Source organism: Gemmata sp. (genome assembly GCF_051859125.1).
Lineage (GTDB): Bacteria > Planctomycetota > Planctomycetia > Gemmatales > Gemmataceae > Gemmata.
On sequence record NZ_JBHYGG010000284.1, the window covers coordinates 1 to 14,631 of the forward strand.

Genomic DNA, 14,631 nt, shown 5'->3' on the forward strand with positions numbered 1-14,631 from the left:
GGTCGGCCGCGGGCCAGCACCGGCGGCCGTCGTGGCCCGTGTACTCGGTGGCCCACGGGCACAGGACCCGAACCAGGGCCGGATCGATCCCGCGGTCCATCAACTCGTCCTCGGTCACGTAGTCGGGGTCGTCGTCGTGCTCGCTCACGCGCGGGCTCCTCGGCGCGCACCGCGGACGCCCCGGACCTATTGGGTCGGGTGTGCGCCGGCGGTGCCGGGTGAAGGAAAAGGAACTACACCGTCGCGGGTTCGAGCTTGGCCGCCACCCGTTCGACCTGAAATGACCGCCGGCCGAATTCGCGGGCGGCGAAGCCAACGAACAGCCTGTTGAAGTCGCGGCCGACGTCCGTCGAGGCGTCGACCACCGCGGCCCGCGCGGCCGCGTCGAAGGCCTGGTCCAGGTCGAGCCGGGTCTGGCTCTCGCCGTGCAGGCTCTCGGTGGCGATGACGGCCAGCAGGAGCGTCTCCTCCAGGTCCCCCACCGGGACGCCGGGGTCGAACGTGTAGCGGTACTTCGGCGGGCTCATCGGCTCCTCCTGCCGGGGGCGACGCGCCCCCACTAGAGAACTACACCGGGCGGTCGGAAACTGTCGGGCGAAGTTCACAGGAAGTCCGCCAGGGCGGCCACCTCGGCCCGGCCCGTCAGCTCGGCGAGGCGGGCGTACACGGTCGACCGCGCGACCCCCAGCTTTCGGGCCGCCTCGGCCACCGTGGCGGCCATGACCAGCTCGGCCGCCGCCCGCAGGTCGTCGGGCAGGCCCGCGAGCGCCCGGGCGACTTCCGCAGGCAGTTCCGGGTCCCCGGGTTCCGGGCCGGGCACGTCGGCGGTCAGGGGGGCGAGGGGCCCGCCGTCCCGCTTCGCCGCCCGCCGGGCGCGGAGGAAGTTGGACGCGAACCGCTCGGCCAGCCGGTGGGCGAACGCGGGCCACGTGCCGCGGGCCGGGTCGAACCGGTCCCGCCGCTCGAGGACGTGGAGGGCCAGCTCCTGCTCGAGGTCCTCCCGGTCCTGGGGCCGGAGCCCGGCCCGGGCGGCCAGCCGGGCGGCCTTGGCCTTGATGATGGCCGCGACCCGCGGGCACATGCGATCGTCGGCTCCTTCGTCGGGTGCGTGGGGCACGGAGGCGCTCCTCCGGCCGCGGGGGGCGAACGGGCACGACGGGACCGGGAGGCGCGGGGCGGGGCGCGGCGAACACCGGGGGCCGGTGCCCACGTTCGCCTCCGCTGCGCGGCCGGTCGAAAGTCGGGTGGTGGGGTCGTGACGGGGCCGGGGGTGGGGGTCAGCCGGTCCGCTCGGCGTGGAGCGGGAGCCCGTGGGCGACGAGGAGCTCGTCGAGGGTCCCAGTGCCGATCGCGTCGAACAGGAGGAACAGGTCGACGTGGGCCCGCTTGAGGGCGGGGTCGGCGGGGAGCGGGGCCGGGCGTGGTCCCCGCCGAACTTGTACGTGCGGGTGACGCGGGGGAGGGGGTCGAGGACCGGGTCCCCGGCGACCAGGGCCAGGGCGTGGACCCGCCCGAACCCGACGTCCCGCAGGAGGTCGAGGAACCGGCGCCGGGCGGGGGTGAGGGGGCTGTGCGCGAACGGGTGCGGTGCGGCCATGACTCGGGTGCTCCGTGATCGGCCGGCCCGAACTGGCACCGGCACGATCACAATGCACCCCTGTGCTGATGCGGCGCTGGCGGTCGCGCTGATGCGGCGCTGATACTGTCGGGGTCACCGCGCCGGCGGGTACGGGGCGACGAGCCGGTAGTAGCCGTCCTCGTCCCCATCGACCACCACGCCGGAGTACCCGTGATCCCGGAACTGGCGGCGGACGCTGCTCGCCACCCGCTGGATGCTGTTCTTGTTGGCCCGCGGGTCGGCCCACACCTCCGCGGCGATGGTCTGGACCGTGACGTACTGCCCGCGGGCCTCGGCGAGCCGGGCCACGAGGCGGAAGTCGAGGGTGTTGCCGAGGCCGCACGGCACCCCGTCGAGCCGCACCTCGAACCGGCCGGGGTCGACGACGAACCCCGGAACCGGGGGCCCCTGCGCGACCGCTGGGGCGGGGCCGGGGGCCAGGGGCGCGGCCCGCTCGAGGGCCACCCCGAGCAGGGACCGGGCCGGAATCTCCTGTTGGAACAGGCTCTCCGCGCGGTCGCCGAACGCCCGGCGGATGGCCCCGCACGCGCCGCGGGCGTTCCGGACGCACAACTCGAACACCGCCCGGGCGGCCTCGTCGGCGGTCCCGGGCAGGTACGGGAGCGCCGCGTTCACCTCCGGGTAGCGGACCGCGAACGCCCGGGCCGTCGCGATCCGCTCCACCTTGCGGACGGTGCCCACGTACCGCTCGGCGAACGTCAGCTGGGGCCCGGTCCGCTCCCCGGTCAGCGGGTCACTGGTGTACCGGCCCGGCGGGTCGTCGGCGTCGGTGAGGCCGGCGGCGAGGACGCTCACCCGGCGCTCGACGCACTGGGAGCACCGGCCGCAGTGGGGGTGGTGCTTGAACCGCGCCCAGACGCTCCCGCAACGGCACGTCAGCGCGCACAGGTCGGCGTGGTCCCGCGCCCGCAGCCGCTCGAGCATCTGCGCCTTGGTGAGGAGCTGGCACGGGTTGCGGACCGCGAAGCGGGTGCCGAACAGGTGGGTGAAGAAGGTCCCGATCCGGGCCAGGGACTGCGGGTGGGTGGTCCGCGACGCGCTGGCCCCGATGAGCTCGGGGCTCACCGGGAGGTTCAGACTGGTGCACCCGTTCTCGTAGAACGTGACCCGGTCCAGGCCGACCTGGCGGGCCACGACCGCGGCGACCGACGCGAACACGAACAACCGGCTCCGCTGGGTGAACTCCCGGTTCAGGTTGCTGCCCTTGTTCACGGTGACCCCGACGTGGAGGGGCCGCCGCCGGGGGTCGGGGGCCCGCGCCGCGAGGGCGGCGCTCAGGGCCCCCTGGCGGCCGGTGACGCGGGTCGCGGACCGGTGGCTCACCAGGGCCACGCGGCGGCCCGCGACCAGGACCTCCTCGACGGCCCCGCACAGGGAGTCGAGCCCGCCCGAGAACAGGGCCACCTCCTCGAACTCGGTGCCCCCGGGGGCCACGGTGTCGGTCAGGTACCGGTCGGGCCGGGCCGGGTCGGCCGCGAGGACGAACGCGAACTCGTACTGGTCGTCGGTGAGGAACTCGAGGGCCGCGACCAAGGCGAGCTGGACCTCGGGCCGCCGCCACCGCTCCGGGTCGCGGACCGGGATGACGAAGCGGAGCCGCCGGCGCCACGCGTCCCCGTAGTCGACCCCGGCGGTCCCGCCCCGCGTGAGGGCCTGGTCGGCGGCGAACACGTAGGTCGCGACCTCGAGCAGGTCCATGGCCGCGTCGGGCACGGTGGCGCCCATCCGGTGCGTGAGTTGGGAGACGGCGAGGTGGACGTCCTCGCCGCCGCCGATGTCGAGGGCGAGGCGGGCGAGCCGCCGCCACCGCGACGGGACGTCCGCGGGGCTGGGCCCGCCGCAGAGGACCAGGACGGGGTCAGCCACCGCGCGCCCCCCGGATGAAGAGCTCGGGGGCGATCTTTTTCCGCAGGCAGTACGCGGTGAACCCGCGGGCCTGGGCCTCGGAGATCCCGGCCTCGACCTTGTTCTTCTTGTGCCACTCGCCGGCGAACCGGCGGACGATCGCCGCGGCCTCGCGGCAGTGGGTGTCGATCTCGGTGACGAACGCGGCGTACGCGGCCGTGTCGGCGAACCGGTTGTTCCCCCCGACGTGCTGGGACAACTCGCGGCCGAGGTGGTACATGAGGAACCGGCGGACGAACCGGGCGAAGAACTCGTGGGCCAGGTGCGCGAACCCGTTCTGCGTGGAAAGGTCGCGGACGGCGCGGCGGACGTCGTCCCCGGTGGGGAACAGCCCGTCGGCGCGGTCCCCGACCAGGGCGGTCAGGGTCTCGGCGGCGGCCAGCACCGCGACCTCGGCGAGGTCGGTCCGCGGGTCCCGGTGGGTGCGGTACCAGTCCTGGACCGCGGCGGCGAACCCGGCGGTGAGGTCGAACAGCCCGGGGTTCGCGGGGACGGTGACCCCGACCCCGCCGAGGGCGGTGTGGAACGCGTCGGCCCGGGCCGCGGCGGCCGCGCGGGCGAGGAGGAACACGACGCGGGCCACCCCGCGGTCGCCGGCCCCGCGGTCGAAACCCGTTACGGCGGCTCGTGAGGTGGCGCAGGCGACCGCGGCGGCGCTGTCGCCCTCGGCGATGTGGGCGACGACCCGCCGCCAGGGTCGGGTGTCGGGAAGGGTCCCGAGCCGGTTGTGGCCCATGGCCTGTGGCCCCTGGGTAGGAAGGAGTCGGATTTGTACCCGCGTTCAGTATGTTGGCGGCGTCTTTCCTCCCGCGATGTCGGTGATCCGGAATTCTGCGAAATTACTTCGGGGTCCGGTCCGGTCGCGCCGCCAGCTTCCGCCAGAGGGCGCGCTGGGTTCTCCACTCGGGTGTGGCGGCGATGGGCAGCAAGTCGCGGAGGAGCAGGGGGGCCCGGCCGGTCTCGACCTTCGGGAGGAACAGGACCGCCTCCTGGAGGTCGGGGGCGAGGTGCAGGAGGGACATGATCTGGCTCACCCGGGCCCGCGTCACGTGCCCGAGCCGGGCCAGCGCGGCCTGGTCCGCGACCGTGCCGTCTTGGAGGAGCCGGTCGAACCGGATCGCCAGGGCCGTGAGCCGGGCCACCCGGGGCACGCGTCCGGGCGCGGGCTCGGCCGGCGCGGGCCCGAGCCGCAGGACCTTGCGGGCCCCGCGCCCGGCTCGGCCGAAGTGGACCGTGCCCGCCACCGCTAGCGGTGCGCTGTGCGTGTTCATGCGACGTCCTCCTCGAGCGCGTGTTGGGTCAGTTCTTTCGCGAGAGTGGTGATTCCGGCGGGCCGGAAGGTGACCGCGACGGTGCCGGTGCGGCCGTCGAACCCGACGGTTTCGACCAGGAGCCCGACCACCCGGGCCTGCTCCCGCGGGGTGAGCGTCCCCCACACCGGGTCGAACGCGGCCAGGGCCGAGGCCGCAGCCCCCTCGTCGATGAGTTGTGCGGCCACTGATTTGATCTGGTCCCGGACCCGCGTGACCCGGCCCTCGACGGTGCCGATCCGCTCGTGCAGCTCGGCCAGCCGCCCGACGACGTCCCCGTTGTCCCCGCCGGGGCGGAGTTGCACCGACAGCCGGGTGGCCTCGCGGTGCCACGCGGTCAGGTCCTTCGTGAGCCCGCTCTCCTCGGTCTCGAGCTCGGCGGTCCGCTCGGCGTGGACCGCGCGGGCCTGGTCGAGGACCCCGCGGAGCACCGCCGGGTCGCGGCCCACGGCCCGCACCTGGTCCACCACGAACTGCTCGACCGGCTCCGCGGGCACCGCCTTCGTGGGGCAGGTGGCCCGGCCCTTGTTCTGGGCCGCGACGCACGCGTAGTACCGGTACCGGCGGGCCCCCTTGGTGGTGTGCGTCGGGGACATGGCGCACCCGCACGGGCCGCACTTGAGGAGCCCCTTGAGGAGCGATCCGAACGCCCCACGGACGGTGGCGCCACCGGTGGCCCCGTTGCGGCGGAGCATGGCCCCGGTGCGCCTGAAGACCCCGGGGTCCACGATCGCCGGGTGCTCGCCGTCGTGGACCTCGTCCTTGTACTTGACCTTGCCGACGTAGACGGGGTTGGTGAGGAGCCGGTACAGGCTCGTGCGGGTGAGCGGCTCCCCGCCCCGCTCCGGGCCCCGGCGGGTGGCCCACCGCTTGCCCACCCACCCGCGGCGTTCCAACTCTCGGACCACCGGGAGCAGGACCTGGTGCTCGAGGTACAGGGCGAAGATGGCCCGCACCCGCTCGGCCTCGTCCGCGTTGACCACCAGGCGGTACCCGTTGGGGTCGACGTCGTACCCGAGGACCGGGTGGCCCCCGGCCCACTTGCCCTTGCGGCGGGTGGCGGCGATCTTGTCCCGGGTCCGCTCGGAGATGATCTCCCGCTCGAACTGGGCGAAGGACAGGAGCACGTTCAGCACCAGCCGGCCCATCGACGTGCCCGTGTTGAACTGCTGGGTCACGCTCACGAAGGACACGCTCCGGTCCTCGAAGGTCCGCATCATCTGCGCGAAGTCGAGGAGGCTGCGGGACAGCCGTTCCACCTTCTACACGACCACGCAGTCCACCTTGCCGGCCTCGATGTCGGCCATCAGGTGCCGGAGGGCGGGGCGGTCGGTGTTGCCCCCGGTGAACCCGCCGTCGTCGTACCGGTCCGGGTTGAGCGCCCACCCCTCGCCGGCCTGGCTGCGGACGTACGCCTCGCCGGCCTCCCGCTGGGCGTCGAGGGAGTTGAACTCCTGCTCGAGCCCCTCCTCGGTGGACTTGCGGGTGTACACCGCGCACCGCACCAACTTCACGGTCGCGCGGGACTCGGGCCTGTTCTTCGTGGTGGTCACGCGGCACCGCCCTTCGTGTGGAGTTTGAAGAACAGGAACCCGTTGCAGTGGCTCCCGGTGACCGCTTTGGCGACGGCGCTGAGGGACCCGTACACGGTGCCGGCGTACTCGAACCCGCGGGCCAGGACCTTCACCTGGATCGTGGCGCCCTTATAGGCCCTCGTGAGGACCGTGCCCGGGGCCGGGAGCCGGGCGTCCGCCTCGGCCGCGGGCTCCTTGGTGCGGGTCCGCTCCGCGGCCGCGGCTGGCTCCGGCGCCCGTGGTGCTGCGGGCGGGTTGAGGCGCAGGTCGGCGTCGCACGCGAGCTCGTTCGCGCGATTCCGCGCCCGGTCGGACAGGTCACCCTCGGCGAGGGCCTGGAGCCGCCACGCGATGCGGCGGACCAGCCACACGCGGTTGCGGGCGTTGGTGGGCTCGCCGAACACCTCGGCGAACCGGCGGGAGAGCTCCTTGGGGGTCATCCGCTGGAGCGCGGCGACCTCCCGCGCGACGTTCACTCCCATCGTTAATCTCCTACAAATTGGTGGTCTCGGGGCGCGTCAACCGGCGTGGACAGTGACGCTCTTTGCGGGCGACACCGCAAGGTCGTTCGCGCGGAATTCCGAGGGTTCTGCGAGGCCAGAAGTGGCGGGGACAGCGGCCGCCGGGATCGGCATGACCCAATAGTGGCCCGGCTCCCGTTCTGCGAGCCCAGAAGTGGCGGGGACAGCGGCCGCTAGCGCGAGGCGGAGCAGGCCGGTCGCGAGGACCCGGGCGAGCTCGCGGAGCCGGTCGTCGGGGGTGAGGCCAGCGGGGTCGGGGTACGGAGTCACGTGGGCACCTCGGGGGGTGGGCCCACAGCGACCTTCGCTCGGCGACCGGCGGCTGTCTGGCGGGACGAAAGCGTCTCTACCTGTTAACTACACCAACGGCGCCCGGAGCGTCGGGGAAAGGGTCGGGCAGCCTCCGTGACCGTTGCGAATCGACACCGTCGCTTCGGGCGGGTATCTTCTCTGGGGACGGTCGATCGCCCCGCGGCCCAACCGGGCGGGTACGCATGCACACCTCGGGACCCACCGGCCGGGCCGGGCGGTGTCCGCAGGCCCCCGAATCCCCTCGACCAAGGAACGGACATGGTCTCGGAGCACCTGATCGGAGTCGCCCTCCAACAACTCGTCGCCGGGGCCGCGTCCGTTGCCAAGTTCTCGGCGGCGGTCGGCGACCCCGGCGGCCGCACGGCCGCGGCGGCGCTGGCCCCCGCACTGAGCTTCCTCCAGGCCCGCTTCACCGACCAGTCGTCGCGGCTGACGGCCGCCATCGAGGCGGCCACCGACCGGGCGTGGCGGGCGCTCGAACTGGTCCTCGCCGGCGACTCGCTCTGGGACCGCCTCCAGGGGGCGGTCGCGGCCGGCGACATGAAGGCGTTCCGGCACGACGTCCGCGGGCTGCTCGCGGCCGCCAACGTGGACGGCAACTACCCGGTCGACCGCAGGGCCGCGGCGCGCGAGCTCCGCGCCGCCCGCAAGGCCGGCCACCTCCAGCCGACGGGCCTCACGCCCGCGGGCATGGCCGAGTCGGTCGGCGTGTTCGCGCGGTTCGACGACCCCGCGGACCTCGCCGCCGCACAGTGGCGGGCCGCCGCCGCGGTCGCCGTTGACCTCACCGCGGAGGGGTACCCGGCGCTGGCCGCGGTGGTCGGGTTCCGCCCCGGCGGGTCGGCCCTACCGGTGCTCGGCGTCGCCGTCCGGTACTTCTTCCGCCGGGCCGTGGAGCGGGACGCCGAACTCGCTCGCGGGCTCACGTTCGCGCGGCTGGAGGGGCTCGCCGAGGCCCAGCAGAACCAGTTCGCGTCCCTCGACCGCCTGGTCACCGAGCAGGCCGACCGCCTCGACGCGGCGCTCGGCGAACTGGCCGCCGGGGTGGCCGAGGTCAAGGCCGTCGCCCTGGACATCCGCGCCGAGCAGGACCGGCTCGGCGACCAGAACCGGCAGATCATGGAGGCGATCCTCGCCCTCCAGGGGAAGCTCGACCAGACCGGCCGCCCCGCCGTGCGGCCCCACGACAGCCTGTCGGTCCGAACCGACGGCGAGCGCGAGCTCGTGAAGAAGGTGATCGCGCAGTACCGTCGGCTCCCGGAGTCCGAGCGGGCCGACCGCCCGGCGCTGCAAAACGCGGTCGGGATGCTGGAGGTCGCCGCCGGGGAGTTCGCCGCCGCGCAGTCCGACTTCGCCGCAGTTGCTCAATCGGTCGATGACCCGGTGGCGAAGGGTGCGGCCCACCTGAACGCCTACCGGGCGGCGCTCGAGTCGCGGGACTGGACGAGTGCGTTGAAGGAGCTGGTGTCGGCCGTCCGCTGCGACGGCCGGCGGTTCGCGCCGTTCCCCGTCGGTAAGTACGTCCCGCAGCGCATCCTCGGCGCGGGCGGGTTCGGCGTCGCGTTCCTGTGCAAGCACAAGTACATGGACGCGCACGTCGTGGTGAAGACGCTCTCCGGCGCCGGCCCCGACCAGGACTTCGAGGCGGTGTTCACCGAGGCCCGGGCGGCGGCGGGGATCCAACACCCCGGGATCGTCCGGGTCACCGACTGCGGGTACGCGGAGGCGGCGACGAAGGACCGCCCGTTCGTGGTCATGGACTACTTCCCGGGGCAGGCACTCGACGAGCACGTCCGTGCGAACGGGCCGGTCGCCGTGAAAGGCCTGATCCCACTGGCCCGCAGCCTGGCCGAGGCGCTCGGGGCGGCTCACGCGAAAGGGATATTGCACCGAGACGTGAAGCCCGGGAACGTGCTGGTGCGGCGGAGCGGCGACGCGTTCGAGGTCCGCGTGATCGACTTCGGGCTCGCGGTCCGCCACCGCGCGGGGCCGGACGTGTCGACGTCCCGGGCGTCGAAGACGCTGGCCGGGGAGAGCATCGCCGGGACAGTCGACTACGCGGCACCCGAGCAGATGGGCCGCGGCAACGGCGCAAAGGTCGGACCGTACTCGGACGTTTACGGGTGGGCCAAATCCTGCTGCTTCGCCCTCTTCCAGACCCCACAGCCGACGCTCCGCCACTGGCAGGGGCTCCCACCCGGCCTCGCCGACCTGCTCGGCCGCTGCCTGGAAGAAGACCCGAAGGCGCGGCCGGCGTCGTTCGCCCGGGTGCTCGCCGAGTTGGACCAGCTCGACTCGACCGCAAAGCCGACCGCCACGACCCGCAGCCCGACTTTGGATGCGGCGTGGGGGGACCGCGATCGGGAGGATGACGACCCCCCGGCACGGAAGCGGCGGCGGGAGCGAGACGAGGATTCGGAGCGGCCGCGGCCGTCGCGGAAGAAGCCCCGGGCGGCGGGCGGGCTCCCCGCATGGGCCGGCGGTGCGATCGCACTGGGGGTAATCGTTCTGATCGCGGCCGCCGCAGTGCTCACGGGCCGGGGCAAGCAACCCGACCCGCCCGTTGCCGGCGTGCAAGGCCCCGATTCGGTGCCCAAGGGCCCGAAGGCCGTGACCGGGGGCAAGGAGCCGATCACCCCGACGCCCAAGGGCGCGAACGTCGTGCCCCCGGGCAAGGAGCCGTACATCTTCGGGTCGATCGAGCACGACCCGAAGTTCAAGACGGTCGGCCCCGAGGGGGCGACGCTGGTCGGGCTGGACGTCCGATTCGCGAAGTTCGGGGCCACCGACATCGCCCGCGCCGTCCGCCCGATCTACCGGGTGAGCGGCAGGGAGGAGGCCGGCAAGTCGTTCGGGACCAACTTCGCCGGGGCGGTGACGATGCGGGCGCGGGCCGGGTACGCGGTCGGCGGGATGACGGGCAAGGCCGGGTGGTGGTGCAACGGGTTCTCCCTCACGTACATGAGGGTCAAGGGGGACGGGACCCTCGACCCCAAGGACAGTTACGAGGGCGAGTGGGCCGGCTTCAACGGCGAGGGCGACGTGAGCAAGGTGCTGAGCGACGGGGCCCCGGTCGTCGGGATCGTCGGGAAGATCGTCGGCACCGAAACGACCGCTCTCGGGTTACTCTTCAAGGGCCAGGACGGGTCCGGCCCCGAGGGGAGGCCAAAGGACACGCCGCCCAATCCGACGCCGGACCCGACACCCGCGGCTTCGGTGTTCCAAGAGCGGCAGCGGTATCCGCTCCGGAACCTCGGGGCGGAAAGCGCACAATTCGATCTCGAGGGGCGGTCAGTTGTTTTCACGGGCGCGGATCGGCGCGTCGTCGTGATGGACGTCAAGAGCGGGGGCACACGGGAAGTAATGACGCCCGGGAAGTCGAACGGCCCGCTCCTCGTTGCGATCCTGAACGACGGGAAGGTTGGTGCGGCCTGTTTCGGGGATAAAGAGTTGCTGGTGACGGACAAGAACGGCAACGCGGCGGCACGGATCACTCTACCGGTCTTACCCCCGGCCACGGGTAACGAGGAGCCCGACGTCGTCTTCCAGGCGTCCCCGAACGGCCGCTACGCCGCGCTGAGTCGCCGCGGGAAGTGGCTGAACGCGGTGACGAGTGCCGAGAGGTTCACAACGCCGCTCCGCGTTCGCGACACCAGCACCGGGAAGGACGTTCTCTCGACCGAATGGCAGAGCGGGTCGGTCCTGTTCAACGCCGACTCATCGCGGGTCCTCGTGGTCGATAACTTTGGCCGGGGGCAGTGGTTCAAGCTCCCAAGCGGTGAAGCGGACGGGGAGTGGAAGTTCGGTCCCGTGGGCCGGCCCCTCTACGTTCTCTTTGCGTCGCGTGACGCGAGAGTCCTCGTGTGTAACGGGTTCAACGGCGACAGCGCCACTCGCGTTCTCGTCGACGGGCACACCGGAACGTCGATCGCAGTTCTCGCCGACAGAGGCCTGCAAAACAGCTACCAGTTGTCCGCAGACGGGAAGTTGGTCGTGAGTCTCGCGAGAGGCTCCGATTGGTTCCTCAATTTGTTCGACGGCGCCCGTGGGACGGGGATCGGGCAAATGAAACTCCCTGCGACAAACGACGGCAGCGGCAGCGTGGTCGCTTTCGCTCCCGACGGGCGGACGGCGGTCGTGGTGGATCGGAAGCAATCTGCCACTGCCATCGTCTACGATGTGGTGGCCACTGCGGGGGCGGTCACCCCGCGGAACCCGTGAGATCCGAAGAACCCGTCGGCAGAGCCACGGAGACACCCACCCGCCGCAGTTGCGGCGGGTGCTCCTCGTACGGGCGGAACCCGCTTGCCTCTCAAGCCGAGGCGAACGGTCGCCACTCTTGACGGTCGAGTGTTAACCGGCGTGTCCGTCTCGGGGGCGAGACACTGAGGTTTTTCGGGGAGACACTCGGGGTCCGAGTGTAACCCCGTGGGTTGCGCTCGGACCCCGAGTGATCTCTTTCGAACTGGAGACTTTGACGAGCGTCCGCGGAAGCGCGAAACCCTTGGAATTCTAGGGTAAAATGGCCGCACCCCGGGGGCCAAACTCCCGGGGTGCTCCGTTAACTCGTCTGTGCCGAAGTTCCGTAACCGGACAGAAAGCTCCCCGAGCGGAACACCCCTCGAACTCCCGCGCGCGAACACGCGCGCGAGATTCGCGCGCGGGAACGTCACCATCATCAGGGATTTCTAGGGGATCGCAAGACGTGGTGGCCGCATGTGAGTGTTAACCGGGCGAAGTGTCGAGTACCTCTCGGTGTCCGAGTGTGACACTCCTCGAACTCCGAGGTGTTAACCGGACTGTCTAAAGGGTCTGCACACAAAACTAACAGCCGATCCGGTTAACAGCGCGAGACATTTCTGACCCGTTTCTGGACACGATTCGTGGCGCCGGACCGCCCCGGGATGTTCCGTTCGGACCGGTCCCGCCGCTCATCCGTAACGGCGGTGGACCACTCACTAAACGGGTCGCGGCCGCGGAACCTGAAGCCGCCCCGTTCGCGAACACCCCGGTGCCTGGGGCGGAAGATAAAGATTTGGCGAGCGGATGGCTTCGCGCAATGGCGACACGTATATAACGGCCGTAATGCCGCACGATCGGCCTAATACTCAATCATTCACCCGCGCGCTGGTCTTGTCCCACGTGCACCAAGCGAACGGTTCTACGGGGAGGGGCTTGCGATGTGGACTTCTATCTCTCCCCTCCGGGGGTTGCCTCTGCACCTTCGCCGATGAGTTCCTGTAACTTGTTGGCGGCGGGTGAGAGCTTCATGGTTCCGAACGAACCCTCCTGGCGTTGGGCGTTCGCCAACAGCGTCGCGAACGCCGAGTGAATGATCCGGACCGCGACCACATGGGCGCAGACCCGACGCGAGCCCACCACGTACCCGTCGTCCAGGCCCCAGAACACCTTCAGCCGGTTGTTCTCACGCTCCACGCTCGTGCGGCCCTTACACAGGCGCTCGAACTGGGGCGTCGCTCGCGGGATCGACGGGAACCGACGCCGCTCGATCCCTCCGGCACACGCACCGTCATGCCGTACGACTTCCCCGCGATGCACGTCTTCGCGCTCGCACATCGGAACCCCTCGACCACCGCGTGGCACTGCTAATTTAACGCCCCGCGGCTCCTATCGTGGCCCGCGTAGCTGATCGCCTGGGGGACCGGCGTCGTGCTCGACGTGTCGTAGCAGTGCACCATGCCCAACTCGTCGTGAACCACTTGCAGCGGAACACGCCCGCCGATCGCCTGCTCCTGCTCGCCGTCCCTGGGCCACGTCGCGCGGTTCTGGATCAGGGGCTTGATCCCCGCGTCGTGCAGCGATTCGCGGGACTTACTGTCGTCCACCGCCTTGTCGTACGCCAGCGTCTCAATGGGGTCCGCCGGCAGGTTGACCTGCGCCTGTTCGATTAGCGCCTCGATTCACCCCTTGTCGCCCACCTTGGTGTCGGTGATGTGGAAGCCAACACCACCTCGTGTCTCGCATCGACCAACAGGTGCAACTTGTACCCGAACCACTGGACCACTTTGGAGACCTTCCCCTCGTCGTCCTTGTACTCCTTGCGTCCCCCACTGGCTTGCGTCAATCCGCCCCCGATCTCGGCCTTCACCCGCCGCAGCGGACCTGTGACAGGTCACGCGATGGCTTGGCATTTCGATTCCGACTGCATTTTATAGCCGACACGAGTCCTCCGGATTGTGGAGGAGTGATCCACCCCTATCCCACTGCTCCTCCGCCCCGAGTGCGTCGCTTCCCACAGCGAACCCGAACCGGTCTATACCGGTTGCAACTTCCTTAAAAGATTGATACAGTACCAGCCCCCGGCTGAACAACTTTATTCTCATCCCATCCAGAATCTGCTATGAAAATCTCACAGACCTCTCATCAACACTATTGGCCGGTTCGCGCTCCCTCCCGGCGGGCGTTCACGCTGATTGAACTGCTGGTGGTGATTGCCATCATCGCGATCCTGATCGGGCTCCTCCTGCCCGCGGTCCAGAAGGTCCGCGAGGCTGCGAGCCGGGCCAAGTGCCAGAACAACCTGAAGCAACTCGGGCTCGCGCTACACGCGCACCACGACTCCATGAGCCGGTTCCCGTCGGCCGTGCCCGGCGGGTTCTACCGCGCCGACAACGCCGCCGCGGCGAACGATCGCCGCGGGTGGCACCTCGACATCCTCAGCTACATCGAGCAGGGGAACCTGCTCGCCGAGTGGAACGCTGCCCCGAACCTCCCGGGCCCCTGGCTCACGACCGCGGCCACGCGACAGATCCCGACCCTCCGGTGCCCGTCGGAGTCCGCAGTTGCCGTCGACACCGCCTTCAAGGGTAACTATGCCCTGTGCGCCGGGAGCACCGCGTACGCGGGGACCGCCTCCTCCTCGGTCGGGACTGACCTGAACGGGGTCATCTACGGCGCGTCGAAGACCCGGATCACCGACGTCACGGACGGCACGAGCAACACGCTGCTCGGGTCCGAACTCAACCAGGCGACGGGCACCAACACGGCCGGGCCGTCCCCGCTCGACATGCGCGGGAGCTACTGGAACCCGATCCACGGGGGCACGGTGTTCAGCACCATATACCCGCCGAACTCGTCGATCAAGGACGTGCTCGAGTACGGCACCGAGGTGCTGCCCGCTGCCCCGAGCCAGCCCGCTACGAACTTCATCGGCGGGTACACCCTCGCCCGGAGCCGCCACACCGGCGGCGTCAACGCGGTGATGACGGACGGCTCCGTCCGGTTCATCACGAACGGCGTCACCCCCTCGAACTACCTCAACGCGGGGACCCGCGCCGGGGGCGAAGTCGCTAACGATTTCTGAGCGGCCGGCCCGCTCCCGCTGGTGCCCCGACCGGCGGGAGCGGCCC

General features: G+C 71.1%; 11 protein-coding genes and 1 pseudogene. 2 read left to right on the forward strand and 10 right to left on the reverse strand.

The features are described from left to right. Nucleotides 1-233: 233 nt before the first annotated feature. The 8 genes and pseudogenes from ACTIGN_RS29290 to ACTIGN_RS29325 all read right to left on the reverse strand — a co-directional run bounded on the left by ACTIGN_RS29290 (nucleotide 234) and on the right by ACTIGN_RS29325 (nucleotide 6,910). Nucleotides 234-527: a hypothetical protein gene (locus ACTIGN_RS29290; RefSeq protein WP_439630592.1), complete on the reverse strand. Its 294-nt coding sequence runs from the start codon at nucleotides 525-527 to the stop codon at nucleotides 234-236. Nucleotides 528-601: 74 nt separating this feature from the next. Continuing rightward, nucleotides 602-1,117, reverse strand: coding sequence for a sigma-70 family RNA polymerase sigma factor (locus tag ACTIGN_RS29295; protein WP_439630594.1), 516 nt, complete (start codon nucleotides 1,115-1,117; stop codon nucleotides 602-604). 594 nt (nucleotides 1,118-1,711) lie between these two features. After that, nucleotides 1,712-3,505 carry a winged helix-turn-helix domain-containing protein gene (locus ACTIGN_RS29300; protein WP_439630596.1) on the reverse strand — a complete coding sequence of 598 codons (1,794 nt, stop codon included), beginning with the start codon at nucleotides 3,503-3,505 and terminating at the stop codon, nucleotides 1,712-1,714. Continuing rightward, nucleotides 3,498-4,280: a hypothetical protein gene (locus ACTIGN_RS29305; protein ID WP_439630598.1), complete on the reverse strand. Its 783-nt coding sequence runs from the start codon at nucleotides 4,278-4,280 to the stop codon at nucleotides 3,498-3,500. Before ACTIGN_RS29305 ends, ACTIGN_RS29300 begins: the two co-directional genes overlap by 8 nt. Before the next feature lie 103 nt (nucleotides 4,281-4,383). Further along, a complete protein-coding gene (locus ACTIGN_RS29310; RefSeq protein WP_439630599.1) occupies nucleotides 4,384-4,815 on the reverse strand; it encodes a hypothetical protein in 432 nt (143 codons plus the stop codon). Then, a complete protein-coding gene (locus tag ACTIGN_RS29315) occupies nucleotides 4,812-5,549 on the reverse strand; it encodes a zinc ribbon domain-containing protein (RefSeq protein WP_439630655.1) in 738 nt (245 codons plus the stop codon). Before ACTIGN_RS29315 ends, ACTIGN_RS29310 begins: the two co-directional genes overlap by 4 nt. Next, nucleotides 5,547-6,407: pseudogene (locus ACTIGN_RS29320) on the reverse strand (recombinase family protein); the annotation flags it as partial. The gene ACTIGN_RS29315 and the pseudogene ACTIGN_RS29320, both read right to left, overlap by 3 nt. Next, entirely contained in the window at nucleotides 6,404-6,910 is a 507-nt protein-coding gene (locus ACTIGN_RS29325; protein ID WP_439630601.1) for a DUF2924 domain-containing protein, read from the reverse strand. The gene ACTIGN_RS29325 and the pseudogene ACTIGN_RS29320, both read right to left, overlap by 4 nt. 609 nt (nucleotides 6,911-7,519) lie before the next feature. Here ACTIGN_RS29325 and ACTIGN_RS29330 point away from each other — a divergent pair. Beyond that, nucleotides 7,520-11,482, forward strand: a complete 3,963-nt coding sequence (locus ACTIGN_RS29330) for a protein kinase domain-containing protein (protein WP_439630603.1) — start codon at nucleotides 7,520-7,522, stop codon at nucleotides 11,480-11,482. Between the two features lie 969 nt (nucleotides 11,483-12,451). Here ACTIGN_RS29330 and ACTIGN_RS29335 read toward each other — a convergent pair. Next, on the reverse strand, nucleotides 12,452-12,838 hold the full coding sequence (locus tag ACTIGN_RS29335; RefSeq protein ID WP_439630605.1) for a hypothetical protein: 387 nt from the start codon (nucleotides 12,836-12,838) through the stop codon (nucleotides 12,452-12,454). Between the two features lie 29 nt (nucleotides 12,839-12,867). Beyond that, nucleotides 12,868-13,107 (reverse strand): hypothetical protein, encoded by a 240-nt coding sequence (locus ACTIGN_RS29340; protein ID WP_439630607.1) that lies wholly within the window; start codon nucleotides 13,105-13,107, stop codon nucleotides 12,868-12,870. 515 nt (nucleotides 13,108-13,622) lie between these two features. On the opposite strand from ACTIGN_RS29340, the gene ACTIGN_RS29345 reads away from it, so the two are divergent. After that, nucleotides 13,623-14,585 (forward strand): DUF1559 domain-containing protein, encoded by a 963-nt coding sequence (locus ACTIGN_RS29345; protein WP_439630609.1) that lies wholly within the window; start codon nucleotides 13,623-13,625, stop codon nucleotides 14,583-14,585. Nucleotides 14,586-14,631: the final 46 nt, after the last annotated feature.

What these genes read in the sequence shown, in the direction of transcription:
- ACTIGN_RS29290 (WP_439630592.1), bottom strand. Translation starts at nt 527, where the DNA reads ATGAGCCCGCCGAAGTACCGCTACACGTTCGACCCCGGCGTCCCGGTG.
- ACTIGN_RS29305 (WP_439630598.1), bottom strand. Translation starts at nt 4,280, where the DNA reads ATGGGCCACAACCGGCTCGGGACCCTTCCCGACACCCGACCCTGGCGG.
- ACTIGN_RS29310 (WP_439630599.1), bottom strand. Translation starts at nt 4,815, where the DNA reads ATGAACACGCACAGCGCACCGCTAGCGGTGGCGGGCACGGTCCACTTC.
- ACTIGN_RS29315 (WP_439630655.1), bottom strand. Translation starts at nt 5,549, where the DNA reads ATGCTCCGCCGCAACGGGGCCACCGGTGGCGCCACCGTCCGTGGGGCG.
- ACTIGN_RS29325 (WP_439630601.1), bottom strand. Translation starts at nt 6,910, where the DNA reads ATGGGAGTGAACGTCGCGCGGGAGGTCGCCGCGCTCCAGCGGATGACC.
- ACTIGN_RS29330 (WP_439630603.1), top strand. Translation starts at nt 7,520, where the DNA reads ATGGTCTCGGAGCACCTGATCGGAGTCGCCCTCCAACAACTCGTCGCC.
- ACTIGN_RS29335 (WP_439630605.1), bottom strand. Translation starts at nt 12,838, where the DNA reads ATGTGCGAGCGCGAAGACGTGCATCGCGGGGAAGTCGTACGGCATGAC.
- ACTIGN_RS29345 (WP_439630609.1), top strand. Translation starts at nt 13,623, where the DNA reads ATGAAAATCTCACAGACCTCTCATCAACACTATTGGCCGGTTCGCGCT.